The 25,884-nt window shown below is 73.1% G+C and carries 25 protein-coding genes; 20 read left to right on the top strand and 5 right to left on the bottom strand.

Annotated elements, in window-relative coordinates; translation table 11 throughout:
• Window positions 1-5: 5 nt before the first annotated feature.
• Window positions 6-3,089: a DEAD/DEAH box helicase gene (locus BJZ21_RS16580; RefSeq protein ID WP_179664767.1), complete on the bottom strand. Its 3,084-nt coding sequence runs from the start codon at window positions 3,087-3,089 to the stop codon at window positions 6-8.
• A gap of 271 nt (window positions 3,090-3,360) precedes the next feature.
• On the opposite strand from BJZ21_RS16580, the gene BJZ21_RS16575 reads away from it, so the two are divergent.
• From BJZ21_RS16575 to BJZ21_RS16505, 15 genes are all read left to right on the top strand, one after another.
• Window positions 3,361-4,629 (top strand): PP2C family protein-serine/threonine phosphatase, encoded by a 1,269-nt coding sequence (locus BJZ21_RS16575; protein WP_179664766.1) that lies wholly within the window; start codon window positions 3,361-3,363, stop codon window positions 4,627-4,629.
• 199 nt (window positions 4,630-4,828) lie between these two features.
• On the top strand, window positions 4,829-5,821 hold the full coding sequence (locus BJZ21_RS16570; protein WP_343052183.1) for a LacI family DNA-binding transcriptional regulator: 993 nt from the start codon (window positions 4,829-4,831) through the stop codon (window positions 5,819-5,821).
• Complete coding sequence (locus BJZ21_RS16565) at window positions 5,818-6,753, top strand: carbohydrate ABC transporter permease (protein WP_179664765.1); 936 nt, start codon at window positions 5,818-5,820, stop codon at window positions 6,751-6,753. The genes BJZ21_RS16570 and BJZ21_RS16565 overlap by 4 nt, the downstream gene beginning before the upstream one ends.
• Window positions 6,750-7,592, top strand: a complete 843-nt coding sequence (locus BJZ21_RS16560; RefSeq protein ID WP_179664764.1) for a carbohydrate ABC transporter permease — start codon at window positions 6,750-6,752, stop codon at window positions 7,590-7,592. The genes BJZ21_RS16565 and BJZ21_RS16560 overlap by 4 nt, the downstream gene beginning before the upstream one ends.
• 40 nt (window positions 7,593-7,632) lie before the next feature.
• Entirely contained in the window at window positions 7,633-8,928 is a 1,296-nt protein-coding gene (locus BJZ21_RS16555; protein ID WP_179664763.1) for an ABC transporter substrate-binding protein, read from the top strand.
• Between the two features lie 44 nt (window positions 8,929-8,972).
• Window positions 8,973-10,205: an ADP-ribosylglycohydrolase family protein gene (locus BJZ21_RS16550; protein WP_179664762.1), complete on the top strand. Its 1,233-nt coding sequence runs from the start codon at window positions 8,973-8,975 to the stop codon at window positions 10,203-10,205.
• Entirely contained in the window at window positions 10,202-11,614 is a 1,413-nt protein-coding gene (locus BJZ21_RS16545; RefSeq protein ID WP_179664761.1) for an ADP-ribosylglycohydrolase family protein, read from the top strand. Before BJZ21_RS16550 ends, BJZ21_RS16545 begins: the two co-directional genes overlap by 4 nt.
• Window positions 11,611-12,531, top strand: coding sequence for a PfkB family carbohydrate kinase (locus BJZ21_RS16540; protein WP_179664760.1), 921 nt, complete (start codon window positions 11,611-11,613; stop codon window positions 12,529-12,531). The genes BJZ21_RS16545 and BJZ21_RS16540 overlap by 4 nt, the downstream gene beginning before the upstream one ends.
• On the top strand, window positions 12,528-14,504 hold the full coding sequence (locus tag BJZ21_RS16535) for an SUMF1/EgtB/PvdO family nonheme iron enzyme (RefSeq protein ID WP_179664759.1): 1,977 nt from the start codon (window positions 12,528-12,530) through the stop codon (window positions 14,502-14,504). Before BJZ21_RS16540 ends, BJZ21_RS16535 begins: the two co-directional genes overlap by 4 nt.
• The gene (locus BJZ21_RS16530; RefSeq protein ID WP_179664758.1) at window positions 14,501-15,310 is read left to right on the top strand and encodes an alpha/beta hydrolase; all 810 of its coding nucleotides are present in this window, start codon (window positions 14,501-14,503) and stop codon (window positions 15,308-15,310) included. Before BJZ21_RS16535 ends, BJZ21_RS16530 begins: the two co-directional genes overlap by 4 nt.
• Window positions 15,307-16,494 carry a CaiB/BaiF CoA transferase family protein gene (locus BJZ21_RS16525; RefSeq protein ID WP_179664757.1) on the top strand — a complete coding sequence of 396 codons (1,188 nt, stop codon included), beginning with the start codon at window positions 15,307-15,309 and terminating at the stop codon, window positions 16,492-16,494. Before BJZ21_RS16530 ends, BJZ21_RS16525 begins: the two co-directional genes overlap by 4 nt.
• Window positions 16,491-17,255, top strand: a complete 765-nt coding sequence (locus tag BJZ21_RS16520) for an aldolase/citrate lyase family protein (RefSeq protein ID WP_179664756.1) — start codon at window positions 16,491-16,493, stop codon at window positions 17,253-17,255. Before BJZ21_RS16525 ends, BJZ21_RS16520 begins: the two co-directional genes overlap by 4 nt.
• A gap of 219 nt (window positions 17,256-17,474) precedes the next feature.
• Complete coding sequence (locus BJZ21_RS16515) at window positions 17,475-17,762, top strand: hypothetical protein (RefSeq protein WP_179664755.1); 288 nt, start codon at window positions 17,475-17,477, stop codon at window positions 17,760-17,762.
• 152 nt (window positions 17,763-17,914) lie between these two features.
• Complete coding sequence (locus BJZ21_RS16510; protein WP_179664754.1) at window positions 17,915-18,538, top strand: hypothetical protein; 624 nt, start codon at window positions 17,915-17,917, stop codon at window positions 18,536-18,538.
• Window positions 18,539-18,633: 95 nt separating this feature from the next.
• Complete coding sequence (locus BJZ21_RS16505) at window positions 18,634-19,833, top strand: hypothetical protein (protein ID WP_179664753.1); 1,200 nt, start codon at window positions 18,634-18,636, stop codon at window positions 19,831-19,833.
• A gap of 403 nt (window positions 19,834-20,236) precedes the next feature.
• Here BJZ21_RS16505 and BJZ21_RS16500 read toward each other — a convergent pair whose 3' ends face one another.
• Window positions 20,237-20,548 carry a hypothetical protein gene (locus tag BJZ21_RS16500; protein WP_179664752.1) on the bottom strand — a complete coding sequence of 104 codons (312 nt, stop codon included), beginning with the start codon at window positions 20,546-20,548 and terminating at the stop codon, window positions 20,237-20,239.
• Between the two features lie 10 nt (window positions 20,549-20,558).
• Window positions 20,559-21,134 (bottom strand): MopE-related protein, encoded by a 576-nt coding sequence (locus BJZ21_RS16495; RefSeq protein WP_179664751.1) that lies wholly within the window; start codon window positions 21,132-21,134, stop codon window positions 20,559-20,561.
• A 64-nt stretch (window positions 21,135-21,198) separates the two neighbouring features.
• Between BJZ21_RS16495 and BJZ21_RS16490 the strand changes: the two genes are divergently transcribed.
• Together BJZ21_RS16490 and BJZ21_RS16485 are read left to right on the top strand one after the other, a co-directional pair.
• Entirely contained in the window at window positions 21,199-21,339 is a 141-nt protein-coding gene (locus BJZ21_RS16490; protein WP_246298518.1) for a fumarylacetoacetate hydrolase family protein, read from the top strand.
• 137 nt (window positions 21,340-21,476) lie between these two features.
• Window positions 21,477-22,076 carry an SDR family NAD(P)-dependent oxidoreductase gene (locus BJZ21_RS16485; protein ID WP_343052182.1) on the top strand — a complete coding sequence of 200 codons (600 nt, stop codon included), beginning with the start codon at window positions 21,477-21,479 and terminating at the stop codon, window positions 22,074-22,076.
• Window positions 22,077-22,159: 83 nt separating this feature from the next.
• Here the strand turns inward: BJZ21_RS16485 and BJZ21_RS16480 are convergent, their stop codons facing one another.
• Window positions 22,160-22,681, bottom strand: coding sequence for a hypothetical protein (locus BJZ21_RS16480; protein WP_179664750.1), 522 nt, complete (start codon window positions 22,679-22,681; stop codon window positions 22,160-22,162).
• 79 nt (window positions 22,682-22,760) lie between these two features.
• Between BJZ21_RS16480 and BJZ21_RS16475 the strand changes: the two genes are divergently transcribed.
• Window positions 22,761-23,141, top strand: a complete 381-nt coding sequence (locus tag BJZ21_RS16475) for a VOC family protein (protein WP_179664749.1) — start codon at window positions 22,761-22,763, stop codon at window positions 23,139-23,141.
• A gap of 50 nt (window positions 23,142-23,191) precedes the next feature.
• On the opposite strand, the gene BJZ21_RS16470 is transcribed toward BJZ21_RS16475, so the two are convergent.
• Entirely contained in the window at window positions 23,192-24,160 is a 969-nt protein-coding gene (locus tag BJZ21_RS16470; RefSeq protein WP_179664748.1) for a helix-turn-helix transcriptional regulator, read from the bottom strand.
• Window positions 24,161-24,312: 152 nt separating this feature from the next.
• On the opposite strand from BJZ21_RS16470, the gene BJZ21_RS16465 reads away from it, so the two are divergent.
• Both BJZ21_RS16465 and BJZ21_RS21170 read left to right on the top strand, forming a co-directional pair.
• A complete protein-coding gene (locus tag BJZ21_RS16465; RefSeq protein ID WP_179664747.1) occupies window positions 24,313-24,468 on the top strand; it encodes a hypothetical protein in 156 nt (51 codons plus the stop codon).
• A gap of 67 nt (window positions 24,469-24,535) precedes the next feature.
• A complete protein-coding gene (locus BJZ21_RS21170) occupies window positions 24,536-25,798 on the top strand; it encodes a lipase family protein (protein WP_179664746.1) in 1,263 nt (420 codons plus the stop codon).
• The last annotated feature ends 86 nt before the right edge of the window (window positions 25,799-25,884 follow it).

Here is a 25,884-nt window from a genome sequence, read left to right as displayed (position 1 = left end):
TTGGGTCAGCTGGCCGCGACCGTGGCCGCGTTGAAGAACTCCGCGGGCATGGGATGCGCAAGTCGCCACGTGATCGCGATGGGCCGTTCACCCAGGTGGGACTCGTAGGCGGCGGGCCCGAGGAACAGGTAGGGCGCGGTGCCGAACTCGTCCTTCTGTTCCGCCCGCACGAACAGCAACACCGTGCTCGCCCCCGTCAGATAGCGCTGCCCGGTGGGCGAGGCGAGGGTCGTCGTCGACTGCGACTCCCAGTGGAACAGCGTCGGACTGATCGGGTAGTCGCGGTACATCGTCGTGGGGGAGTAGTCCGCCTCCGACTTCTTCAGCGTGACAAAGAGGATGTCGGTGTTGGACGCCTTCGAGTAGGCGACACCCTGCATCACGCTGGTCGGCCGCCGCTCGAGATCGGCGTAGTCCAGCGCCGCAAGGATCTCCTCGCGCTGGTAGCGCGCGTGCACGCGCAGCGGGGTCTCAGCCAGCGATCCGTCGAGCCGCAGCGCCTGGTGGCGGGCGTTCTCGAACGACACGTCGACCACGCTCCGGAGCTCATCGCGAGTGGCCTGCTCGCGACGGAGCGCCGCGAGCCCCGTCGTGAAGGACGCGTGGCCGCCGCCATCGGGCCAAACGGAGAAGAACAGCATCCGCGCGATCCGCTGCTCGCTCGGGGAGAGGGCGTCGTACGACGCGGCGTCGTCCGCGAGCAGCCGGCCATACTCGGCGGCCCGGTGTTGATCATCCACATGAGCGAACGCCCGCGAACGCTTGAGCAGCTTCGCTTCGTGGCCGGTTCCTGCCCGGGTGGCGAGGCCGGCGTCGCGGCGCAGCTCCGTCCACGACCGGCCGCCTTGTCGGAGGACATCGGCGAGCTCGAGCCCGGATTCACGCAGGAACGTCGGCAGGTCCTGATCGCCGTACGACCGCAGTTCCGAGACCAGCTGCGACCAGCGGCTGGCGACCTGGGACCGCACGTTGTCGAGGATCAGCCGCTGGGACTGCTGATCCATGACGATCTGGCAGCCCGAGGGCAGGAAGGAGAACCCTCGTTCGATCTCGCGCTCCAGGCCGCGGCGGGTCTGCCCGGTGAGCGCGCGCAGCTTCAGGTCGAAGCGGAACTCCTTGCGGTGGTAGCCCACGAAGTCCAGGGCGGTGAGCACGGCTTTGGTGCGGGTCCGGCGTAGGCCCCGGCCGAGCTGCTGCAGGAAGACCGTGGCGCTCTCCGTGGGTCGCAGGAACAACACCGTGTCGACGTCGGGTAGGTCGAGGCCCTCGTTGAACAGGTCGGCAGCGAACAGGATGTTGACCCGCCGATCACGAAGATCGCGAAGCGCCTCCTCCCGCTGCGGCTGAGGCGTCTGGCCGCTGACAGCGCGGGCCGGGATGCCCGCCTCGACAAAGACCTGCGCCATGAACTCCGCGTGGGCCACGCTGACGCAGAACCCGAGGGCCCGCATCGCGCCCGGGTCGAGCACCTTGCCGCGCAGCTGATTCAGCACGATCGCGGCCCGCGCCCGATTGCCGGTGTAGACCGAGGACAGTTCGCTCTCGTCGTAGCGCCCCTTGGCCCAGCTGATCCGCCGCAGGTCGGTGCCGTCGGCGATCGTGAAGTAGTGGAAGGGGCAGAGCAGGTCTGCCCCGAGGGCATCCCAGAGTCGCAGCTCGGCGGCGGTGCGGTTGTCGAAGAAGACGCGCACGTCCACGCCGTCCGCGCGCTCGGGTGTCGCGGTGAGGCCCAGGAGCTCGCGCGGCTGCAACCACTCGATCAGGCGGCGGTACGTCGTGGCCTGGGCGTGATGGAACTCGTCGATCACGACCACGTCGAAGGCGTCCGGCGGGAGGTTCTGCACCCCGTACGACGTCAGCGACTGGACGCTGGCGAACACGTGGCGCCAGCGCTCCGGACGAACACCGCCGACGTAGAGCTCACCGAAGTCCGCGTCCGCCAGCACCTCGCGGTAGGTGCGCAGTGACTGCTCGAGGATCTCGCGCCGGTGCGCCACAAACAGCAGCGAGGGCCGGTCGCCCGTCGCCGGATCGCACAGCCGTCGATAGTCGAGCGCCGCCACGACGGTCTTGCCGGTGCCCGTGGCCGCGACCACCAGATTGCGATGGCGGTCGTGGACGACCCGCTCGGCCTCAATGGCGTCGAGCATCTCCTGCTGATAGGGAAACGGCCGCACCTCGAGGCCGGCCAGCGAGATCGTGATGCGGTTGTGCTGGGTGCGTCCCGACGCCTCGGCCAACGCATCGTCGAGGCGGTCACGATCCCGATCGGGGTCGTACAGCTCGAAGCTCGTGTCATTCCAGTAGGTGTCGAAGGTCGCGGCGAACTTCTCCAGGAGCGCCGGGGTGCCCACGCGGGAGAGCCGCACGTTCCACTCGACACCGTCCAGGAGCGCCGCGCGCGAGAGGTTCGACGAGCCGACGTACGCCGTGTCGTACCGCGTGCGCCGCCGGAACATCCACGCCTTGGCGTGCAGCCGGGTGCGTTGCGCGTCGTACTGCACCTTGACCTGCGCGCCGAACTCGCGGACGAGCCGATCCAAGGCCGCGCGCTCCGTGGCGCCCATGTACGTCGTCGTGATCACCCGCAGAGGTGCCTGGCGCAGCAGGAGCCTGCTGAGTTGCGGCTCGAGCAACCGGAGGCCATGCCACTTGACGAACGCGCAGAGCAGATCCACCTCGTCGGAGGTGTCGATCTCCGCGCGCAGTTCGGCGCCGAGGCTCGGCTCATCCCTCGCGTTCGTCAGCAATGCCGCGTCACTCAGCGGAGTGCTCGGCCGCACGGGCTCGATCTGCACCGATCCCGGGACTGACGGTGGGGTGAGCTTCAGGAGCTGACGCGCGGGGTGCCTGACGTCGTCCGGGGATTCACTCAGGACCGAGAGCAGCGCGTTGACTCGGCGCACCCGCTCCTCGGGATTCCTGACGAGCTCGAGTGCGCGAAGGCTGGCGTCGTAGATGTGACGCGCAAGGACGTGCGGCGCATCCGCGGGATCCACGCCCGCCAGCTCGACCTCGACTCCGCTGAGGCCGGCGAGCCTGGTGTCGAGGTTGGCGGTCAGCAGACTCTCGTGGAGTCCCGGCTCCATCAAGGCCTCACTTTCTGCCCGCTCGAGCTTCCCGTCAGCTCCCCGGAAGTTCCTATCACCTGAGGTGACCAAGGCACTGCGGAACTCCGAATGCCGGCCGTTGACAGCGCGCCTGCAGCGCCGAGCTGGCCCGCGCCCTTCGACCATCGCGGGGGCCGTGGTGCACCCGGCGTGGCTGCTGTGCTCCGTGTTGCCACCGGGGTCGGGGAGGCCGGGAGCGGCGGGACATATCGGTTCTGGTTGCTGCTGAGGGCCGGACGTACTCTTTGGTATGCCTGAGGAGCGACCAGGACCGGATGACCTCGCGCTGGACAGCCGGGCCGAGGGGTTCGGCGAGCGACTGCTGGGCTCGCTGCTGGACCGGGCCCACACCATGCCGCCGCAGCTGATCGCCCCCCTGATCGCGCAGGAGGTGGCCCGGATCGGTGGTCGCGACGTGACGGTGCTGCTCCAGGACTACGACCAGATGACCTTGGTGGCGTTGCCCGGGGAGAAGCTGGTGGTGGGCGGGGACCAGCCCATCGACGACTCGCTGGCCGGCCTGGCCTTCCAGACCGACGAGATCGTGGAACGGCCCTGGGGGGACGTGGTCCGGCTGTACGTGCCGCTGCTGGACGGCACCGACCGGATCGGGGTGCTCGTCTTCACCCTCGACCGGGTCGACGAGCACCATCGGCGGCTGGTGCGCCGGTTGGCGGGGTTGGTCGCGGACATGATCGTCACCAAGAACATGTACACCGACCGGTTCTTCCAGGCGCGTCGACGCAAGCCGATGAGTCTGTCGGCCGAGATGCAGTGGCAGCTGCTGCCGCCGCTGATGATGACCACCCCGCAGGTGGCCGTGGCCGGGGCCCTCGAGCCCGCCTACGACGTGGCGGGCGACAGCTTCGACTACGCGCTCAACGACGACACGCTGCACCTGTGCATGATCGACGCCATGGGGCACGGGCTGAGTGCCGCCGTGATGAGCACCGTCGCCATCGGCGCCTACCGGCACGCCAGGCGGGCGGACGTCGAGCTCTCCGAGCTGTACGCCGCCATGGACTCCGCCGTGGCGGACCAGTTCGGGCCGGAGCGGTTCGCCACCGCGCAGATGGCGGCCCTCGACGTGATGTCGGGGCGGCTGCGGTGGGTCAACGCGGGGCACCCCCCGCCGCTGTTGCTCCGTGCCGGTCGCATCGTGGCCGAGCTGGACAGCCCCACCACCCTGCCGGTCGGCTTCGGCGGCGACACGCCGATCGTGACCGAGAGGATGCTGCTCCGCGGCGACCGCGTGCTGTTCTACACCGATGGGCTCGTCGAGGAGCGCCTCCAGGGCGGCATCGAGTTCGGCGACACCCGCATGAGAGAGGTCCTCGAACGGGTCGAGGTCCACGGTGTGAAGCTCCAGGAGTCGGTGCGCCGGATGTCGCGCCTGCTGATGGTCGAGCGCGGCGGAGCCACCACCGATGACTCCACGCTGCTCATGGTCGAGTGGGCCGGGGCACCCGCCCACGAGCTCGCGACCCCGGCCGACCCCCCGGAGCTCCCACCCGGCTGACCGCGCGGGTGCCCCCAGCACCCCTGCGCCCGCTCGAGCTCCCGGCCGCTCCCGGCCGTGCGCGGCCGTGCGCGGGCGCCGAGCCGTCCGTCACCTGTTGACGTGACCGCCGTCTCATGGCACGCTCTGCAAACGATTACAGTAATCGTTTACAGGAACGGAGCGGATGATGTCGGGAGAGCGCCCCACGGTCGCCCGCGTGGCCGAGCTGGCCGGCGTCTCGGTCGCCTCCGTCTCCCGCGTGCTCAACGGCCTGCCGGCCAGCGACGCGGTCAAGGAGAAGGTCAACCGGGCCGTCGACGAGCTCGGCTACCGGCCCAACGCCTTCGCCCGCAGCCTCAAGGTGCGCCGCTCCCAGCAGCTCGCGTTCGCCGTCGCCGACGTCGGCAACCCGGTCTACGTCGAGATGATGCGCGCCATCGAGGACGAGACCCGCGCCCACGGCTACCGGCTGCTGGTCTCCTCGACCGGCGGCCGGTCCGACGACACCCTCGCGCTGCTCGACAGCCTCGAGGGCGGGTACGCCGACGGCCTGGTGCTCAGCCCGGTCCGCGTGGACGCCCGGCTCGTGGCCCGGCTGCGGCAGGTGACCTACCCGCTGGTGGTCATCGGCACCGTGCCGACCGACGTCGCCGTCGACAACGTCCGCGCGAACTCCGCCGGGGGAGTCCGGCTCGCGCTGGAGCACCTGCACGAGCAGGGCTGCCGGCGGATCGCGTTCGTCAACGGCCCCGAGGACACCGTCCCCGGTGAGGCCCGGCGCCAGGCCTTCGAGCGCACCGCCCAGGCGCTCGGGCTCGACCCCGGCGCCGACCTGCGCGTCGAGGCCGGCGACTTCACGCTGGCCGAGGGCCGCAAGGCCGCCGAGACCCTGCTGGACCGCACCACCCCCGACGCCGTCCTCGGCGGCAACGACCTGCTCGCGATCGCGACCATGCAGGTGCTCGCCGAGCGTGACCTGCGCATCCCCGACGACGTCGCCGTCGTCGGCATGGACGACACCGAGCTCGCCGGCGTCACCAGCCCCAGCCTGACCAGTGTCGGCCTCGGCGCCCACGAGCGCGGCCGGGTGGCGGCCCGGCTGCTCCTCGACCGGCTCGACCACGCCGACCGGGAGCCGCAGCGGGTCACCGTCCAGCCCCAGCTGAGCGTGCGCGACTCCTCGCGCAAGGGAGACGCGGCGCGCCGATGACCACCACCGAGCTCGCACCCCCCGCGCCGGCCGCGGCGCCGGACAAGCCCCGGGGCCGCCGGCCCGGCCGGCTCAAGGGCGACGCCTGGCCGCTGCTGCTGCCGGCCCTGATCCCGATCGCGTTGTTCAGCGTCTACCCGCTGCTGCAGGGCATCTACCTCGGCTTCACCGACTCCCACGCCGGGCTCAACCAGGTCACCCAATTCACCGGCCTCGAGAACTACCAGCGCCTGATGCACAACGAGCTGTTCTGGAGCTCGTTCAAGATCGGCCTAATCTGGGCGCTGTCGGTCACCGTGCTGCAGTTCCTCGCCGCCATGGGGCTGGCGCTGCTGCTCAACGCGAACCTCCGGCTGCGCTGGCTGGCCCGCACGCTCTCGCTGATCCCGTGGGCGATGCCGCCGGTGGTCACCGGGATCATGTGGCGGCTGATGTTCGACCCGAACTCCGGACCGATCAGCAGCGCCTCCCAAGCGCTCGGCTTCGGCCAGCTCAACCTCCTGGGCGACTTCACCACCGCGCTGCCGGCCGTCATCGTCGTCGGCGTCTGGGCCGGCATGCCGCAGACCACGATCACCCTGCTCGCCGGGCTGCAGGGCGTCGACGACTCCCTGCACGAGGCCGGCGCGGTCGACGGGGCCAGCCCGTGGAAGCGGTTCCTGCACATCACGCTGCCCCAGCTGAAGCCGGTGATCATCGCGATCACCTCGCTGAACTTCATCTGGAACATCAACACCTTCGACCTGATCTACGTGATGACCAACGGCGGCCCCGGCGGCAAGACCATGGTCCCGGCGCTGTTCGCCTACAACGAGGCGTTCCGCTACGGCCACTTCGGCATCGCGGCCGCCATGGGCAACGTGATGGTGGTCGTGATCATCGGGCTGCTGCTGTTCTACCTCCGCTCCCGGCTGAAGGAGGAGCGGCGATGAGCTCCGGGCGCACCAGCACGGCCGGGCGGGCGGGGCAGTACGTCGCGCTCGCGGCGTACGTCGCCTTCCTCGGCTTCCCGCTGCTCTGGCTGGTCTCGACGGCGTTCAAGAGCACCAAGGAGATCGCGCTCGGCGGCGCCGCCCTGATCCCCGACGCGCCCACGCTGAGCAACTTCAGTGACGCCGTGCACAAGGCGAACCTCCTGCAGGCCGGGCTGAACAGCCTCCAGGTCGCGATCGCCACCACGGTGCTCACGGTGCTGCTGGCCCTGCCGGCCGCCTACGGCCTGGCCCGCTTCCGCACCGTGCTCCGGCCGGTCACCCTCGGCTGGGTCCTGGTCAGTCAGGTCTTCCCCACGATCCTGGTGATCATCCCGCTGTTCCTGATCCTCAAGCAGTTCCACCTCGTGGACTCGTTGACCGGCCTGACGATCGTCTACGTCGTCTTCACGCTGCCGTTCTGCCTGTGGATGCTGATCGGCTTCGTCTCCAACATCCCGCGCGAGCTGGAGGAGGCCGCGGCGATCGACGGCGCCAGCCGCCTGCGGATCCTGCGCAGCATCGTCTTCCCGCTGCTGCGACCCGGCGTGGTCGCGACCGCGCTGTTCGCGTTCATCTCCTCGTGGAACGAGTTCCTCTTCGCGCTGGTCCTGATCCAGACCCCCGACAAGGTCACGCTGCCGCTCACGCTCTCGCGGTTCGTCGGCGCCGAGGGCCAGGTCCAGCTCGGGGCGCTCGCCGCCGCCTCGCTCCTCGCCACCATCCCCAGCCTGCTGTTCTTCGCGCTGATCCAGCGCCGACTGACCTCGGGACTGCTCTCCGGAGCCGTCAAGGGCTGACACCCCACTCACCGCACCACCGAAGAAAGGGATTTCCCCGATGAAGCTCAGCAAGACCGTGGGCGTGCTCTCGGCCGTCCTCACCCTGGCACTCGCCGGGTGCGCCACCTCGACCGACAACGGCGGGGGTGGCAGCGGCGACGGCAGCGGCGGAGGCAAGGTGACGCTGCGCTTCCAGAGCCTGGCCTTCCAGGACTCGACCATCAAGGCGACCAAGGACATCGTCGACTCCTGGAACGCCGACCACCCCGACACCCAGGTGAAGTACGTCCAGGGCAGCTGGGACTCCGTGCAGGACCAGCTGGTCACCCAGTTCCAGGGCGGCACCGCGCCCGACATCATCCAGTACGAGTCGGCCGCCACCACCCAGTTCGCCAACCAGGGCTACCTCGCCGACCTCTCCGGCTCGCTCTCCGACGACGTGAAGAGCGCCGTCTCGCAGGACATCTGGGACACCGTCACGGTCGACGGCAAGGTCATCGCCGCGCCCACGCTGCTGCAGGCCTACGTGGTCTTCGCCAACAAGGACCTCCTCGACAAGGCCGGGGTGCAGATGCCCACCGGCGACACCTGGTCGTGGGACGACTTCCAGGCCGCGGCCAAGGCGACCACCAAGAACGGCGTGTACGGCGTCGGCTGGGGGCTCGGCTCGCCGACCGCGACGATGATGAGCATGGGCATGAACTTCGGCGCCACCTACTTCGACGGCACCGGCACCGACGCCACCGTGCACGTCGGCGACGCCGAGCTCGCGCTGCCCGAGCACATCCACTCGATGGCCTACGACGACAAGTCCCTCGACCCGGTCACGCTGACCCAGGCCGGCTCCGACGTGATGACCGGCTTCCTCAAGGGCAAGTACGCGATGACCGTGCAGGGCTCCTACAGCGCCCAGACGCTCGCGGAGTCCGCACCGAAGAACCTGCACTGGGTCGCGATGCCGCTGCTGGCCGCGGACACCGCCGAGCAGTCGGCCAACCCCCAGACGCTCTCGGTCTCCGCGCAGAGCAAGGACGTCGCCGGAGCCTCGGAGTTCGTCGACTACTACATGCAGGCGCAGAACCTGGCCAAGGTCGCCGAGGGCGACTGGCTGATCCCCGCCTCGTCCACCGCCGCCGACCAGGTCGCGCAGGACACGAACGGCGAGAACGGCTGGGACACCATCCTGGCCGCCCGGCAGTACCTGAAGGCCGCGCCGTACCAGTCGGTCACGAACTACCCGCAGTGGAAGGACCAGATCGCCACGCCGGCCTTCCAGAAGTTCCTCGCCGACGACATCTCCTCCGACGAGCTGGCCAAGGACCTCGAGGACGGCTGGGACCAGGTCAACCAGTAGTCCCCCCGGTCCGCACACGCACCCGCACGACGGAAGGAAGCAGCGTGACGCTGCACGACTCCCTGATCGACCCGCCGCTCGACCAGGCGCTCGACCCGCTGCTCGACAAGGCGCTCGGGACCCTGGTGGGCTCGGCCGTCGGTGACGCCCTCGGGGGCGCCACCGAGGGCTGGACCACCGAGCAGATCCGCCAGCGGTACGACGGCTGGGTCACCGGCATCGTCCCGCCGTACAACGCCGACTGGCGGGACGCCCGGCCGATCGCGCCGTACCACAAGGGCGACGGTCACATCACCGACGACACCTTGATGACCCACGCGCTGGTCGACGTCTACGCCCAGCGGCGCGACCACCTCGACGCGTACGCGATCGCCGCGGACCTGGTGCCGCTGCTGATCGGCGAACGCCGCTGGATCCCGGAGCTGGAGTCCGAGGCGCTGCTGCTCCAGCGGATCTTCCTCGCCGAGAAGTGGTTGGTGGCCAGGCTGCACTACGGCCACGTGGACCCGCGCGAGGCCGGCGTCGGCAACATCGTGAACTGCGGAGCGGCGATGTACATCGCGCCGGTCGGGGTGGTCAACGCGGCCGACCCGGCCGGTGCCTACGCCGAGGCGATCGAGATCGCCTCGGCCCACCAGTCCAGCTTCGGCCGGGAGGCCGCCGGCGTGCTGGCGGCCGCGGTCGCGGCGGCGTTCACGCCCGGCGCCACCGCCCGGTCGGTGGTCGACGAGGCGCTGGCGCTCGCCCAGGACGGCACCCGGGCCGCGATCGAGGCGGTCGCCTCGGCCGCCGTCACGGTCTCGGACTGGCGGGAGGCGATCCCGGTGCTCCGCGCCGCGATCGAGCCCTTCGACACCGTCGGGCCGCGCTACCGCGAGCCCGAGATGGACGCCCGCCGGCCCAGCCGGACCAAGGCCATCGAGGAGCTCCCGGTCGCGCTCGGCATGGTGCTGGTCGCCGACGGCGACTACGAGGCCGCGGTGCTGGGCGGGGTCAACTACGGCCGCGACGCCGACTCGATCGCCAGCATGGCCGGCGCCATCTGCGGGGCGCTCGGCGGTCACGGCTCGGTCCGCTCGGACTGGGCGACCACGGTCGCCGAGGCCAGCCGGACCCCGCTGGAGCCGGCCGGCCGGACCATCGCGGGGGTCGCCCGCGAGGTCTTCGTCAAGGATGCGGAGCGAGCGCGGCTGCGCGAGGCCCGGCGTACGGCGCTGACCGGGGCCGGCGACGTCGCCGGCGCCGACCGGACCGTGCGGGAGGACGTCGCTCGATGAGCCGGCTCACCTGGGTGCAGCCGCCCGACCTGCTCGCGCACGAGCTGGTCGCGAGCGCGGAGGACGGCAAGGACGTCGCCGAGGTCCGCGCCCGCTGGCTGGCCGCCGGCGGGCAGGCCACCGCGCCGGTCACCGGCCTGGCGCAGGAGGGCGACGAGTCGCTGCGCGCGCTGGCGCGGCAGCTGCTCGACGAGCTCGAGGGGCTGCCCGGGGACCCCGGGCTCGCGGGGCGGGAGCCGGACGGGCTCGAGGAGATCCTCGGTGCCGGGTCCGGCCAGGGTCCCCGCCAGAGTTCCGGGCAGGGCTCCGGCCAGGAGTCCGAGGGGGCGGCAGTGCTGGCCGACCGGGCGCTGGCCGACCGGATGCTGGGGGCCTGGCAGGGGCGGGCCGCGGGGTGCCTGCTCGGCAAGCCGGTGGAGAAGATCCCGCGCCACGGCATCCGGGAGATCCTGCGGAGCCAGGGCCGCTGGCCGCTCGATGACTGGTTCACCGCCGTCGGGCTGCCCGCGGAGGTGGCCGCCCGGTGGCCGTGGAACCGGCGCTCCGCGCCGACCAGCCTCGCCGAGAACATCGCCGGGATGCCCGAGGACGACGACCTGAACTTCCCGATGCTCGCGCTCGACCTCGTCGAGCGGCTCGGCACCGGCTTCACCACCGACGACGTCGCGGACGCCTGGCTGGCGAACCTGCCCGGCGGCCGGGTGTTCACCGCCGAGCGGGTCGCCTACCGCAACCTGCTGCTCGGCGACCGCGCCCCGCGCACCGCCACCCGGCACAACCCGTTCCGGGAGTGGATCGGCGCGCAGATCCGCGCCGACGTCTACGGTTGGGTCAACCCCGGCGACCCGGTGGCGGCGGCCCGGCTGGCCTGGACCGACGCCGGGCTCAGCCACGTCCGCAACGGCGTCTACGGCGCGATGTTCGCCGCCGCCGCCTGCGCCGAGGCCCTCGTCGCCGACCACGTCGACGAGGTGCTCGCCGCCGGGCTGGCGGTGGTGCCGCCGCAGAGCCGCTACGCCGCGGCCATCTCCTTCGGCGTCGACCTCGGCCGCTCCGGGCTGTCGACCGAGCAGGCCCTCGACCGGCTGTCCGAGGCGTACGGCCACCTGCACTGGGTGCACGTGCTCAACAACGCCGCGCTGGTGGCCTACGCGCTGACCGTCAGCGGCGGGGAGTTCACCACCGCCATCACCACGGTCGTCACCGGCGGCTGGGACACCGACTCCAACGGCGCGACCGTCGGCTCGGTCTGCGGCGCGCTGGCCGGGGCCGCGGCCCTGCCGACCCGCTGGATCGCGCCGCTGCGCAACCGGGTCGCCACCAGCCTGCCCGGCTTCGACGGCATCGGGCTGGACACCCTCGCCGAGCGCACGCTGGCGCTGGTCCCCGAGCAGGAGCCCGCCCGGTGACCGGCCACGAGGTCGTGGTGCTGGGCAGCGCCAACCTCGACCTGGTCTCGACGGTCACCGCCATCCCCGCGCCCGGGGAGACCGTGCTCTCCACCGGCCGGGAGGCCCGGGCCGGCGGCAAGGGGCTCAACCAGGCCGTCGCCGCCGCGCGGGCCGGCGCCCGCACGGCGCTGGTCGGCGCGGTGGGCGACGACGACGCGGCCCACCTGCTGCTGCGCGCGGCCGCCGACGCCGGCATCGACACCGCGCTGGTCCGCCGGGTGCCCGGCGCCAGCGGCACCGCCTGGATCATGGTCCGGCCCGACGGCGAGAACGCGATCGTCGTGGACAGCGGCGCCAACGCGACCGTCGAGCGGCTGCTCGAGGCGGAACGGGCGGTGATCGCGGCCGCCGGCGTACTCCTCGCCCAGCTCGAGACGCCGCTGGCCGCCCTCACCGAGGGCTTCGGGCTCGCGCGCGAGGCGGGCGTGCCGGTGCTGCTCAACGCCGCCCCCGCGGCGTCGCTGCCGGCCGAGCTGCTCGCCTGCGTCGACGTGCTGGTCGTCAACGAGCACGAGGCCCGGCAGCTGTCCGGCCGCGCCGACCCGGCGGCGGCCGCCGCCGTCCTGCTCGAGCTGGTCGGCTCGGTGGTGGTGACGCTGGGCGCGGACGGCGCGCTGCTCGCCGACCCGGCCGGCGCGCGGCGGGTCGCCGGTGTCCCGGCCGACGTCGTGGACACCACCGGAGCCGGGGACACGTTCACCGGCGTGCTCGGCGCCACCCTGGCCGCGGGCGCGGACCTCGACGCCGCGGCGGCCCGCGCGGTCGTCGCCGGCGCCCTGGCGGTCGAGGCCGCCGGCGCCGTTCCGTCGATCCCCACCGCCGCCCAGATCCACGCGCGCGCCGCCGCGCACCTCGACCAGAAGGCCTCCCGATGATCCCGAACGCGGAGCCGCGCGACCCCTACGCGGCCCGACCGATCGATCGGCCCGCCGCGGTGCCGCTCGAGCCGGACGCCGACCTGTCGGTGCTCGACGAGGCCAAGATCCTCGCGGCGCCCGACGACCCCGCCGACCGGCCGGCCTGGCGGGCCGCGCTGCACCGCTGGCGCGCCGAGGCCCGCGAGCGCACGTCGTACGACGACGGCGTCTACGCCGACCCCGCCGGCCGCTGGGCGAGCACGGCGTGGAACGTCGCCGTGGTCTGGCTGTGGGACGAGGCGGTCCGGGACTGGGACCGCGAGCGCTTCGACGCCGAGCGGCTGCTCGCCACGTACGCCGACGTGGGTGGCCTGGACGCGGTCGTGCTCTGGCACGCCTACCCGGTCATCGGCGTCGACCCGCGCAACCAGTTCGACTGGTACGACGTGCCCGGGCTCGACGCGCTCGTCGCGGACCTGCACGAGCGGGGCGTGAGGGTCTTCCTGGACTACAACCCCTGGGACACCGGCACCCGCCGCACCGAGCGCTCCGATGCCGCCCGCCTCGCCGAGCTGGTGGCGTCCCTCGGCGTGGACGGCGTCTTCCTCGACACCCTCAAGGAGGGCGACCCGGAGCTGCTCTCGACGATGGCGGCCCTGCGGCCGCGGCCGGTGCTCGAGGGGGAGTCCCGGGTGCCGCTCGCGCGGATCGTCGACCACCAGGCGTCGTGGGCGCAGTGGTTCGCCGACAGCCCGGTGCCCGGCGTGCTGCGGGCGCGCTGGTTCGAGCAGCGGCACATGATGCACCACACCCGGCGCTGGAACCGCGACCACCGCGACGAGCTCCGCTCGGCGTGGGTCAACGGCGCCGGCGTGCTGCTGTGGGACGTGGTCTTCGGCGTGCGCGTGGACTGGGAGCACCGCGACCGGCACACGCTGCGCCGGATGCGGGCGACCTACCGCGCGCTCGAGGCGTGGTTCACCGAGGGGGAGTGGGAGCCGTTGACCGACCTGCACCCCGACGCCACGGCCGCCGGCGTCTTCGGCTCCCGCTGGACCCGCGACGGGGTCGAGCTGCACACGCTGGCCAACCCCACCGGCGCCACCTACGACGGCCCGCTGCTCGCCGACGGCCCCGGCGCCGCCCACGTGGTCGTCGGGGACGGCACCGTGCCCGCGCTCGGGGTGGCCGGGCTGGTGCGGGTGCCGACCGGCGCCGAGCCGCCGGCCGGGCTGGCCGCGCTGGTGACCGACAACGCCGCCGACCCGGCCCCGACCCGGCCGCTCGATCGCCCCGCGCCGGTGCGGGTGACGCCGGACCGGGCGACGGGACGGCCGGCGGCCGACGCCGTGCGAGTCCAGCCCGGCGAGCGCACGCTGCCGGTCACCTGGCGCCAGCGCGAGACCGGCCTCTACGAGACCGCGCCGTACGTCGCGGACTGGAAGCCGCTGCCGCCCCGGCTGCACCAGCTCCGCGAGGACCGCCGCCGGGTCACGCTCGGCGCCGTGGCCGTCGACGCCACGGAGGTCACCAACGACGAGTTCGCGGTGTTCCTCGCCGAGACCGGCTACCGCCCCGCGGAGCCGAACCGGTTCCTGGCGCACTGGGTCGACGGCGCGCCCGCGCCCGGCACCGGCCGCGAGCCGGTCCGCTACGTCGACCTCGAGGACGCCCGGGCGTACGCCCGGTGGCGGCACGCCCGGCTGCCCACCGAGGACGAGTGGCAGGCCGCCGCCGGCGAGCCGGGCTGGCGCCGCGGCGAGCCCCTGGTGTGGAGCTGGACCGAGAGCGAGCACCGGGACGGGCGCACCCGCTGGGTGGTGCTGAAGGGCGGCTCCTGGTTCGCCGCCGAAGGCTCGGAGTGGTACGTCGACGGCGGCCCGCGCGACCCCGACTGGTCGGTGCGGTTCCTGCTCACCCAGGCCGGCACCGGCCGCTCGGAGTGCCTCGGCTTCCGCTGCGCGGTCGACCTCGTCGAGGACCACGCATGAACCTCGTGGCCACCCGGGCCGCCACCGGGATCGTGTGGTCGCCCGTGCTGAGGGAGGAGATCCGCTACCGGGTGCTGACCCCGCGCGCGGACCGGCGCGGCCGCACGTGCCTCTACCTGCTGCACGGACGCGACGGGTCGATGGACGACTGGCTGCCGCTGCTCCCGCTCCTGGACCGGCTCGTCGACACCGGCGCGATCCCGCCGCTGGTGGTGGTGATGCCCGACGCGCCGTGGTCGGAGCGCGCCGGCTTCTACGTCGACAGCGCGTTCACCGGGCAGCCCCCCGGCCGCCCGGTCGAGACCGCGCTCACCCGCGACCTGGTCGCGCACGTCGAGGCGACCTACCCGGTCGCCGCGGACCGGACGCACCGGCTCGTCGGGGGCGTCTCGATGGGCGGGGCCGGGGCGCTGCGGCTGCTGCTCGCGCATCCCGAGATGTTCTCCGGCGGCCTCGCGCTGAGCCCCGCGGCGTACGACCCGCTGCCGCCGGCCGGCAGCTCCACCCAGCAGTCCGGCGCGTACGGCCACGGCGACCTGGTCTTCGACGCCGACGTCTACCGGGCGCTGGGCCACCGCGGACTGCTCGCCGCCTGGCCGCCGGACCGGGTCGCCCGGCTGTTCGTCGCGGCGGGTGCGGACGAGGACCTGTGCCTGCAGGCCGCGCAGGTCCACCGCGCCGCCCGGGAGACGCCCGGCATCGAGTCGACGCTGCGGGTGCTGGCCGGCGGCCACGACTGGGACCTGTGGCAGCAGGCCACGGTCGAGGGCCTGACCTGGCTGTTCGACGGAAGGGTGGACCGATGACCGGACCTCTGGCGGGGCTGCGCGTCGTGGACGCGGCCACGCTCTTTGCCGGCCCGCTGGCCGCGACCCACCTCGGCGACTTCGGCGCCGACGTGATCAAGGTCGAGCACCCGCGCCGGCCCGACGCCGCCCGCGGGCACGGCCAGGTCAAGGACGGCATCGGGCTGTGGTGGAAGACCCTGGGCCGCAACAAGCGGACGGTCACGCTCGACCTGAAGAACCCCGAGGGTGCCGCGGCCATGAAGCGGCTGCTGGCCACCGCGGACGTGCTGGTCGAGAACTTCCGGCCCGGCACGCTGGAGCGCTGGGGCCTGGACCCCGAGACGCTGCTGGAGCTCAACCCGCGGCTGGTGGTCGCCCGGGTGACCGCCTTCGGCCAGGACGGTCCCTACGCGGGTCGGCCCGGCTTCGGGTCGCTGGCCGAGGCGATGAGCGGCTTCGCCGCCATCACCGGTGAGCCGGACGGGCCGCCCACGCTGCCGCCGTTCGGGCTCGCCGACGGGATCGCCGGCCTGGCGACCGCGTACGCGGTGCTGGCCGCGCTGCGACACCGCGACGAGACCGGCCGCGGCCAGGTGGTGGACCTGGCGATCATCGAGCCGATCCTGATGATGCTCGGCGCGCCGCTGACCGGCTACGACCAGCTCGGCTACGTGCAGCCGCGCACCGGCAACCGGTCGGTGAACAACGCGCCGCGCAACGTCTACCGGACCGGTGACGGTGAGTGGGTGGCGGTCTCGACGAGCTCGCAGAGCATCGCCGAACGGGTGCTGCGGATGGTCGGCCGCGCGGACCTGATCGAGCAGCCGTGGTTCGCATCCGGCGGTCAGCGGGCCGAGCACGCCGACGAGCTCGACGAGGCGGTCGGGGGCTGGATCGCCGAGCGCAGCCGCGAGCAGGTCGTGCGCGCCTTCGAGGAGGCCGAGGCCGCGGTCGGCCCGATCTACGACGTGCGGGGCGTGCTCGCCGACCCGCAGTACCAGGCCCGCGGCACGGCCCTGACCGTCGAGGACGCCGACCTGGGCCCGCTGGTGATGCAGAACGTGCTCTTCCGGCTCTCCGAGACCCCCGGCGAGGTGCGCTGGACCGGCCGGCACCCGGGCGCCGACACCGACGAGGTGCTGGCCGAGGCGGGCCTGTCCGCCGCGGAGATCGCCCGGCTGCGAGAGGCAGGTGCGGTGTGAGCGTGGTGCTGCTCTACGTGCCGGGCTCGCGTCCCGACCGGTTCGACAAGGCGGCGGCGACCGGCGCCGGCGTGATCCTGGACCTCGAGGACTCGGTCGCGGCCGAGGACAAGCCGGCGGCCCGGGCCGCGGTCGGGCAGTGGCTCGCGACCACGGCGTACGCCGGGGAGCTGCAGGTGCGGGTGAACAGCGCGCACTCCGCGGAGCTCTGGTTCGACCTGGCGACGCTGCCCGCGCAGGTCGACCTGCGGCTGCCCAAGGTGGAGTCGCTCGCCGACCTCGAGCCGGTGGCGGACCGGAGGGTGCACGCGATCCTCGAGTCGGCGGCCGGCGTGGAGAACGCCCTGGCCATCGCCCGCCATCCGGCGGTGCGCACGCTGTCGCTGGGAGAGGCCGACCTGGCCGCCGAGCTCGGCATGGACGGCGACGAGGCGTTCGGCTGGATCCGGTCGCGGGTCGTCGTCGCGACCGCCGCGGCCGGCCTGCCGGCGCCGATGATGGCGGCCTATCCGGCGCTGCGGGACCTCGACGGGCTGGCCGAGTCGTGCCGGCGCGGGCGGCGGCTGGGCATGCGGGGACGCACCGCGGTCCACCCCGCGCAGGTACCGGTGATCCGGTCGGTCTTCGAGCCGTCGCCCGCGGAGGTCGCGTGGGCCAACGACGTCCTGGCGGCGCTGTCGTCGACCGGCGTGGCCACGCTGAGCGACGGATCGATGGTCGATGCGGCCATGGCCCGGCGGGCCCGGGCGATCCTCGGCTGACGGTCGCCGGCGGATGCCTTGATCGGCAGCGTCTGCGCTCAAGAAGCGGCTGCGCACGACCGAGACCTTCTGTGGGCCGCCGACGAGGGGACTTCGGCCGTGGCGTTCAGGTGCCACGGCGACTGCGGCCCGCGACTCGGTCATGCCGCTGGAAGTGGCGTCGAGGCTCCCTCCTGCTACGTGCGACACCGGGTCGCACGTCAACTGAGAAGGGCCACCATGAAGAAGCGGATCCTCGTGGCGATTGCCGCCACCGTCATGGGGCTGACGGCCGCCGGTCCCGCCGTCGCTCAGCCGACCCACTCGCTGGCAGCGCGCCACCATCATCACCGCCACCACCACCACGCGGGCGCCCACCACTCGTGCACCCAGACCTCGTCGGGCACGTGCATCCGCGGTGGCGAGTTCTGCCCTCAGGCGAGCTACGGCGACAGCGGGTGGGACGCGCGCGGCCGTCGCTACGTGTGCAAGGGCGACCACACGCATCCGCACTGGATGCTGCCCTGACGCTCGCCCGACTCGGGTCCCGACCGGTTCGACCCAAGGTCGAGCCTCCCCGGCGGGCGCGGGCGATCCTCGGCTGACGGCCGGTCGACGACGGCGCGGTGGGTCGCGGGCCACGGCTACGATCGGGCGACCAAGTCAACACAGGGGGACTCGTGACGACGACATCGCGCTCGGGGCGCTGCCGCAACGGCTTGCTCATCGGCTCGCTCCTGGCCACGCTCGTCACGGGGCTGACCGGGTGCAGCGACGGCGGGGCCCTCGGGACCACCGCGGGAGCCGCCACGAGCGGGGGCGCGTCCGACGGGGCTTCCTCGACGCCCGCGCCCGGGTCGGGATCCCCGTCCGGGTCGCCCTCGGCGACCGCGCCCGCCGACGGCAAGGAGGTCAGCAGCGACGTCTTCACGGCCCACGTCCCGGCGAGGTGGCACCTGCGCAGCATGATCTCCGCCGCGATCGTCGGCTTCGCCCCGGACGGCGGCGCGGCCGCGTTCAACGTCGTCCCCGCCTTCGGCGCGTCGGTCAGTGACCGGCGATTGATCAGCGAGGCCGATCGTGACTACGGCTGGTCGCGCAAGCCCCGGGTCGAGCAGCCCGTCTTCGTCGACGGCCAGCGGATGGTGCACCTCAGTGGTCCGATCGGGGGCGGGAAGAGGGCGGACTACTACGTCGGTATCCACGCGGACTACGAGGTCTCCCTCGACCTCGAGACGAGGCGGTCGGCGGCCGACCAGGCGGCGATCGCCGACGCCATCCTCGCCAGCTGGCACTGGAAGTAGGGCCCGCCGCCGGCTCGTCCTTCGCGGCTGAGTTCTCCACAGGCGCGGGAAATCGGTCTTGTCGGGGCCCCGGTCGAGGGCGTTGTCTCGGCGGCATGACCGACCCGAGACCCTCGTCCCCGTCCGGCCCGAGCCGAGGCTTCGGTCGCGGCCCGCGGATCAGCGACCTGATGACCCGTGAGTACGACGCGTTCGTCGCCAGCGCGCTGGCGGCCGAGCGGGCCGGCGACGCGGAGACCGCGCTGGAGTACCACCAGGGCGTGCCGATGTTCCGGCGCAGCGCGCACCGGGTGGTGCTGGCCCAGCTGGTCGACCTGTCCGCGGAGATGACGCCGTGGCTGTGGGCCCGCTGGGCCGCCTACCAGTGCACCCGCGTCGAGGACGCCGGCACCAGCTGTCGGGAGTCGACCCGGTCGGCGCTCGACTACACCCTGCGGATGTTCTACGCCGAGCAGATGAGGCACGCCTTCGACACCGGCGCCGACCCGATCCGGCTGGTCTCCGGGGTCCAGGGGGAGGACTGGGCCTACCACCAGATCTGCACCTTCGAGCTCGACGGGCTGGAGCGGTTCCTCAACACGCTGGCCGGCGGCCGGCTCGCGGACGGTTGCGCGCTGGCGCGGGAGTGGGTCGGCGCCCGGGTCGGCGGGTTCCGGGTCCTCTCCACCGGGCCCGACGGGCTGGTCGTCCGCGACCTCGCCGACGGCCACTCCGTGCAGCTGCTCGACCTCGGCGCCGGGCTGCTCGCCGACGCCGACGGCTGGCTGATCGGCCGGCTGGTGCCCAGCGGCACCACGCCCGCGCTGATGTTCGACACGCGCCCGCTGCCCGTCGACGCGCAGACCGCACTCCAGGCCTCGACCGGAGACCGGCGCGGCGCCTGGATCACCGCGCTCGAGACCGCGTTCGCCGAGGGCCGTCTCGACCGCTCGCTGCTGCGGTCCGAGGACCGCGAGCTGGTCACCGACGTGCCGAGCCTGCAGCTGCTCGAGCGCGGCACCCCACCGGACGCGCTGGCCAGCACCCTCCGCCAGCTCGCCCAGGGGCGCGACGAGATCGGCCGCGCGGCCTACCGCGTCCTGCGCGCGGCGGCCGAGGGCTCGTTCGGGACCGACGAGCATGCGCCCTACGTCGCCGCCGCGGTGGTGAACCCGCACGGCTTCGCGGAGGCAGGGCGCCTGCTGGTGGCCCCGGCGCACCGCGCGGCCTGGGAGCGATGGGCACCACTGGTCCCCGAGCCCGCCCGCGGCCGGCTCGCCCGGCTGGCCGCGCTCAGCGCCGCCGCGGCGGCCTGACTGGGTGTGTCCCTATTGAGACCGAAGCGCACTCAAGCAGCCGATGTCCGGACGCTGACACACCCCAAAGCGCAAGGCTCTCGGTCCCGGCACTTACGTCTGCGGCATGCAGGCAACTGGCACGAGTCAAGGGTCAAGATGGCGCCCCATGCCAGCCCCGCGCATGGCCATCCTGCACCGAACAAACACCGAGGACAGTTGCCAGTGCCAGCCCGCCGCCGGAGACTTTGAGCCGCACGCAGGTCACTTTGCTCAGCTGATGTAATCGCGTCGTCGGGGCGCACGGTGGCCACTGTGGTCGCTGACGCCCGTGAGCGCACCAACCACGCGTCCACGGCGGGGCGCCGAGGGGCTTGCCCCCGGCGACCCGCCGCTGCAGTTGCGGGTCCGTCTCGAGCTATGGCTACGTGTGCACGCGGCGTCGACCGGCGCGGCGGGCGAGGAGCACCACGACGACGGCGAAGAGGACGGCAGCGATCAGGCCGCCGACCACGAATTCCCCGGTCAGGGCGTCGGTGCCGAACCGGACGCCCCGGAACGGCGCTAAGGCGGCAGGTGCCTGGTCGTGGCAGACCTGCTTCTCGGCGGGCGTGTTCGCGGGCACCCCGGTGTCCGTCCCCTCGACGCACGTCTTCACGACGCTGTACCCCACCCCGGTGATCCACAGCAGCCAGCCGGGGATGGCCAGCAGCGCCAGCCATCCCCAGCCCGCCATGCGGGGCCGTTCAGTAGTCGAACTCGACTCGGCCATACCCCGATCCGTTCTCTGTCTTCACCAGTGTGCCGTCGACGCGGATCTGGACTGTCCAGTTCGCCGGCTCCGCGCACCGGTGATACTCGTACACCTCCACCGTGTATGTGCCGTGCAACGGGCTGGCGCCGTCGTCCCACACAGTGTTCTCCACGCCGCCAGGCTCGGAGTCGTAGCCGCACACGAAGACGTTGTCGTCCCGGTCCAGGCGGCCGCCGGTGGCCGTCGGCCCGGTGTTCCCATACCAGATGCGGGTGCCGCCAGGGTCGGTGACGTGCAGGTCCAGGTCGTCGTCGTTGTTCCACAGCAGCGTGACCTGGATGACGCCGGTGCCCACGACCAGGTCGTGGCCGTCGCAGTTCTGGTCGATGCCGTCGTTGGGTACGTCCACGGCTCCGGGGTTGATGCTGGAGTCGTAGGGCGCGCAGTCGGCCTCGTCGTCCCAGCCGTCGTTGTCGGAGTCGCCGCCGCACAGCGCCAGGTGAGTGGGCGGGTCGGTGTCCTTCCCGATCGGATCGTGCCGCCAGGCCACGCACGTCGGCAGGCTCACGTCCAGCGTGGCGCCGCCGGTGCGGACCAGCGGGGCCGTGTTGGTGAGGTCGACGTTGATGCCGATGCAGTTCCTCGTGTTGACCGGGACGCCGGAGGGCGTGGCGTTGTCGGGCCGCTTTCCCTACCTCGGCGAGGGCGACGTGGTCGAGCTGGCCATCGACGGTCTGGGGCGTCAGCGTCAGGAGGTGGTCTCCGGTGAGTGAGCTCGGCGGTCTGGTGGCCCTCGTCACCGGGGGCGCCTCCGGCATCGGCGCGGCGACCGCGGTCCGGATGCAGGAGCTGGGGGCGAGCGTCGCGGTGCTCGACCTCGAAGTGGGCGATGCTCCCGAGGGGACCCTCGGTGCCCCTGGACGTCACGGACGAGGCTGGCGTCGCCGACGCCGTCCAGACCGTCGTCGCCAGGCTCGGCCGGCTCGACGTGGTGGTCAACAACGCCGGGATCGGTGCTCAGGGCACCGTGGAGACCAACGATCTCGTCGAGTGGCACCGGGTGCTCGACGTGAACCTGCTCGGGATGGTGCGAGTCAGCCGTGCGGCCCTCCCGCATCTGCGTCGTTCCCCGTCGGCAGTCATCGTGAACACCGCGTCGGTGGCGGCGGACGTCGGGCTGCCGGATCGCGTCCTCTACAGCGCGAGCAAGGGCGCGCTGGTCGCCGCCTCGCGAGCGATGGCGGCTGACCTGGTCCACGACGGGGTCCGGGTCTGTTGGGTCAGCCCCGGGACCGCCAACACCCCGTGGGTGGGTCGGCTGCTCGACCGAGCGGACGACCCGGCCGCCGAGAGAAGGGCACTGGAAGCCCGCCAGCCGCACGGCCGGCTGGTCGGCGCCGATGAGGTCGCCGAGGCGATCGCCTATCTCGCTCGCCCGACCGCGGGCTCGACGACGGGCGTGGGGCTCACGGTCGACGGCGGACTTGCCGGCCTCCGGCTCCGACGCTGAGCCGCGCGGGCAGTACGACCGGTCGGCTACCGGTCGCCCCGTCGTGCCAGCGCCGCCCTGAAACGGAAGCGACGCCCATCGGCTCAGTCACCCAGGAGCGCGCCGTGCAGGAGCTCGGCGGCCCGGGCGCTCCGGCGCGCCGCGACGCCCGGCATCAAGAAGAGCAGGAGACCGGTCGGGACCGACATCACGAGACCGGCGAGAAAGGCGCCCCGGACGTCGCTGTCGCCCGGTCCCCGCTGGATGGCCAGCACCACCGCGACGCCGAACAGGAACAGCGTGAACACCACGAACATCCCGGTGGCCAGCCGGTCGAGCAGGTAGCGCAGCCGCCCCTCGAGGCGCACCCCGTCGCCGGTCTGCTCCAGGCGGCCCTTGACCGACCAGGTCGGCGACGAGATGCCGCCGCCGCCGTAGTAGCGCAGCACCAGCACCCCGTCCCGGACCGTGAGCCGGTAGCTGCGGGGCACCTCAGCGTCCCGGGCCGCGGCCTCGATCCCGGGGACCGTGCCGCCGGGCAGCAGCAGCCGGAAGCCGGTGGGTCGCAGCAGGGCGGCGAGGACGCTCCGGGGCTTCGGGTCGACGTCGAGGTCCTCAGCAGGCATCGGCCCGGACCTTACGCGCGGGGGTGCCGCGCACCGCAAACACCTTGAGCCCCGGACCCGGGGGCGCCACACTCCCGGGATGGCCTCGCGAATCCGCAACACCTGCATCGACTGCGCCGACCCCTACGCCCTGGCGCTCTTCTGGAGCCGGGTGCTGGGCGTCGCGATGGATCCCGAGGATGCCCCCGGCGCGGACGAGGCCGGCTTCGACGTCGAGGGCGGGCGCAGCCTGCTCTTCCTCCGGGTGCCCGAGCCCAAGGCGACCAAGAACCGGCTGCACCTGTGCCTGGAGCCGCAGCAGCAGCAGCGCGACCAGGAGGTGGCGCGGCTGCTGGACCTCGGCGCCACCCTGTGGGACGACCAGCGCCGCCCGGACGGCACCGGATGGGCCGTGCTGCAAGATCCCGAGGGCAACGAGTTCTGCGTCCTGCGCAGCGAGGCGGAGCGCTCCGACGCCTGACCGGGGCGCGGGCCGGGCTGCGGGCCGGGCTGCGGGCCAACCGACGCGGGTCACCGTGGGTCGGCCTGCGTCGCCCGGCCGAACCGCTCGCCGAGCCGCCGCACCGCCTCGACCAGCTCCGGCGGGTCGTGCACGGTGAAGTCGACGCCGAGGCGGGCCAGGGTCAGCGCGATCGCGGTCAGCGTCTCGCCGCCGATCCGCGCCCGGCAGCGGCGATCGTCCATCGGCTCGAGCACGCCCTCCGCGGAGAGCAGAGCCACGTCGGCCGCCGGCGCGTGCAGCGTCACCGACGCCTCGTGCCGCCAGGTGGTGCGGGGCAGCAGCTCGGCGAGCTGGCCCTCGACGTCGCCGGGCGGGTCGCGCGGCTCGAACCGCGGACCGGCCGGCACCCGAGGGTGCAGCCGGTGCACCTCGAAGGCCGCCCATCGGTCGGCGGCGACGTCGAAGCCCAGCAGGTACCACCGGTGGCCGCGGCTGAGCAGCCGGTGGGGCTCGACCTCGTGCGCCGCCCGGTCGCCCTCGGCCTCGGCGGCCGGCGCGGCGTCGTACCAGAACCGCACCCGCTCGCGCCGGTCGCAGCGGCCCGCCAGCTCGGTGAGCACCGCGGGGTCGACCACCGGCGCCGGCTGGGCGCTGGGCAGCGGGACGGTGTAGCGGTTGAGCAGGCGGACCTGCTGGCGCAGCCGGGCGGGCAGCACCCGCTCCAGCTTGGCCAGCGCCCGCACGGAGGTCTCCTCCATGCCGCCGATGATGCAGTTCACCCCGGTGCGCAGGCCGACCGCCACCGCGACCGCCTCGTCGCGATCCAGCAGCAGCGGCGGCAGGCTGGTGCCGCCGTGCCCCAGCCGGTAGCCACCCACGCCGGGGGTCGCGCGCACGTCGTAGCCCAGCTCCCGGAGCCGGTCCACGTCGGTGCGCACCGTGCGCCCGCTGACCCCGAGCCGCTCGGCCAGCTCGCCGCCGGTCCAGTCGCGGTCCCCCTGGAGCAGGGAGAGCAGGCGCGTCGCGGTGTCCGGCATGCGCGCCACCCTGTCAGCCGGCTAGGAAGCGTCGCCGCCTAACCGGGTGACAGCGTCGGGCGCGCCACCAGGCCGCGGGGCTGCTGTCCTGCGGGTGAGCGCCCCGGCCCTCGCCTCGACCCCCTTCCCTCCACCACAGAACGGAACACCTGATGCGCAACCAGATCCTCGCCTCGGCGCTCGGCGCGGCCGTCACCCTGCTCGTCGCCGCCCTGGTCCTCGACGACGGCCCCGGGCTGGGCCCGCAGGTGGTGATCCTCGGCATCGTCGGCGCCATGCTCGGCTGGCTGGCCGTGAAGGTGTGCTAGCGATCGCGTGACGAACGGCCGCGAGCGTCGTTGGTAGGGCGACCGGATCAACTGCAGGAGGAACGCCGTGCGTCTTCGATCCACCGCCCTGGCCCTGCTGGCGGCCGCGGTCGCGGCCACCGTCACCGCCGTACCGACCGGTGCGCCGGCGGAGGCCGCCGCCGCCTCGGACGGGCTGGTGCGGCCCGCGAAGGACCCGTTCTACACCTACGACGGCGCCAAGCCGCTGCGGAAGATCGCGCCCGGGACCCCGCTGAAGACCCGCGACGTGACCCTGGGCGCGAGCACCGGCCAGACCCCGCTGCCGGCCGAGCAGATCCTCTACCGCACGACCGACACCCAGGGGCACGCGGTCGCGACCGTCACCACGGTGGTCGAGCCGGCCACCGGCACGACGGCGCCCCGAGTGGCGGCGTACCTCTCCTTCTATGACGCGCTGTCGGCCAAGTGCGACCCGTCCTACACGCTGCGCGGCGGCGACCCCGGCGCGGCCAACCAGCAGCTGACCGGCCTCGAGCAGGCCACCGTCAACAGCCTGGCCGGCCAGGGCTACATCGTGACCGTGCCGGACTTCGAGAACCAGGACCTGCACTGGGTCGCCGGCCGCGAGGCCGGCGTGAGCACGCTCGACGGCATCGAGGCGACGCTGCGGGCGCTGAAGCTCGACCGGAGGGCCACGCCGGTCGGGATGATGGGCTACTCCGGCGGCTCGATCGCCGCCGACTGGGCCAGCGAGCTGCAGCCGCACCGCGCCCCGCGGATGAACCTGGTCGGCACCGCGCTCGGCGGGATCCCGGCCAACCTGCGGCACAACCTGCCCTACGTCGACGGCACCCCCGAGTGGTCCGACGTGATCCCCGGCGCGATGATCGGGATCAGCCGGGCCTACGGGCTCAACCTCGACCACTACCTGTCGAAGTGGGGCCGCAAGGTGGCGCGCACCGAGTCGCACCAGTGCATCGGCGAGATGTCGGGGGAGTTCCCCAACCTCACCATCAAGCACCTGATGAAGAAGCGCTACGAGCACCTCCTGGCCGTGCCTGCCTTCCACCGGATCATGAAGCGGCTGAAGATGGGCTCGGCCAAGGGCCACCCGGGCGCGCCGATGTTCATGCTGTGGGGCAACCACGACGGGAAGGGCGACGACGTGATGGTCGCCGCCGACCAGGCCAGGCTCGCCGCGGAGTACTGCGCCCAGGGCGTGCCGGTCTCCACCGTGGAGCTGCAGGGCGCCAACCACAGCGACGCGGGGGCCGCGTTCATCCCGCAGGCCGAGGCGTGGCTGGCGGCGCGGTTCGCCGGTACGCCGGCGCCGAGCACCTGCAGCTGACCCCGGCCGGGCGGGGCGGAGCCCGCCGGCGCTCGCTCGCCCACCCGGTGCGAGCGGGCGCCGTGGTTCGCCTGTTCTTTGCCCGT

Origin of the sequence: Nocardioides panaciterrulae (assembly GCF_013409645.1) — a bacterium.
Classification (GTDB): Bacteria; Actinomycetota; Actinomycetes; order Propionibacteriales; family Nocardioidaceae; genus Nocardioides; species Nocardioides panaciterrulae.
Note: the sequence above shows the minus strand (reverse complement) of the source record. Positions and strands in the feature narration are given on the sequence as shown.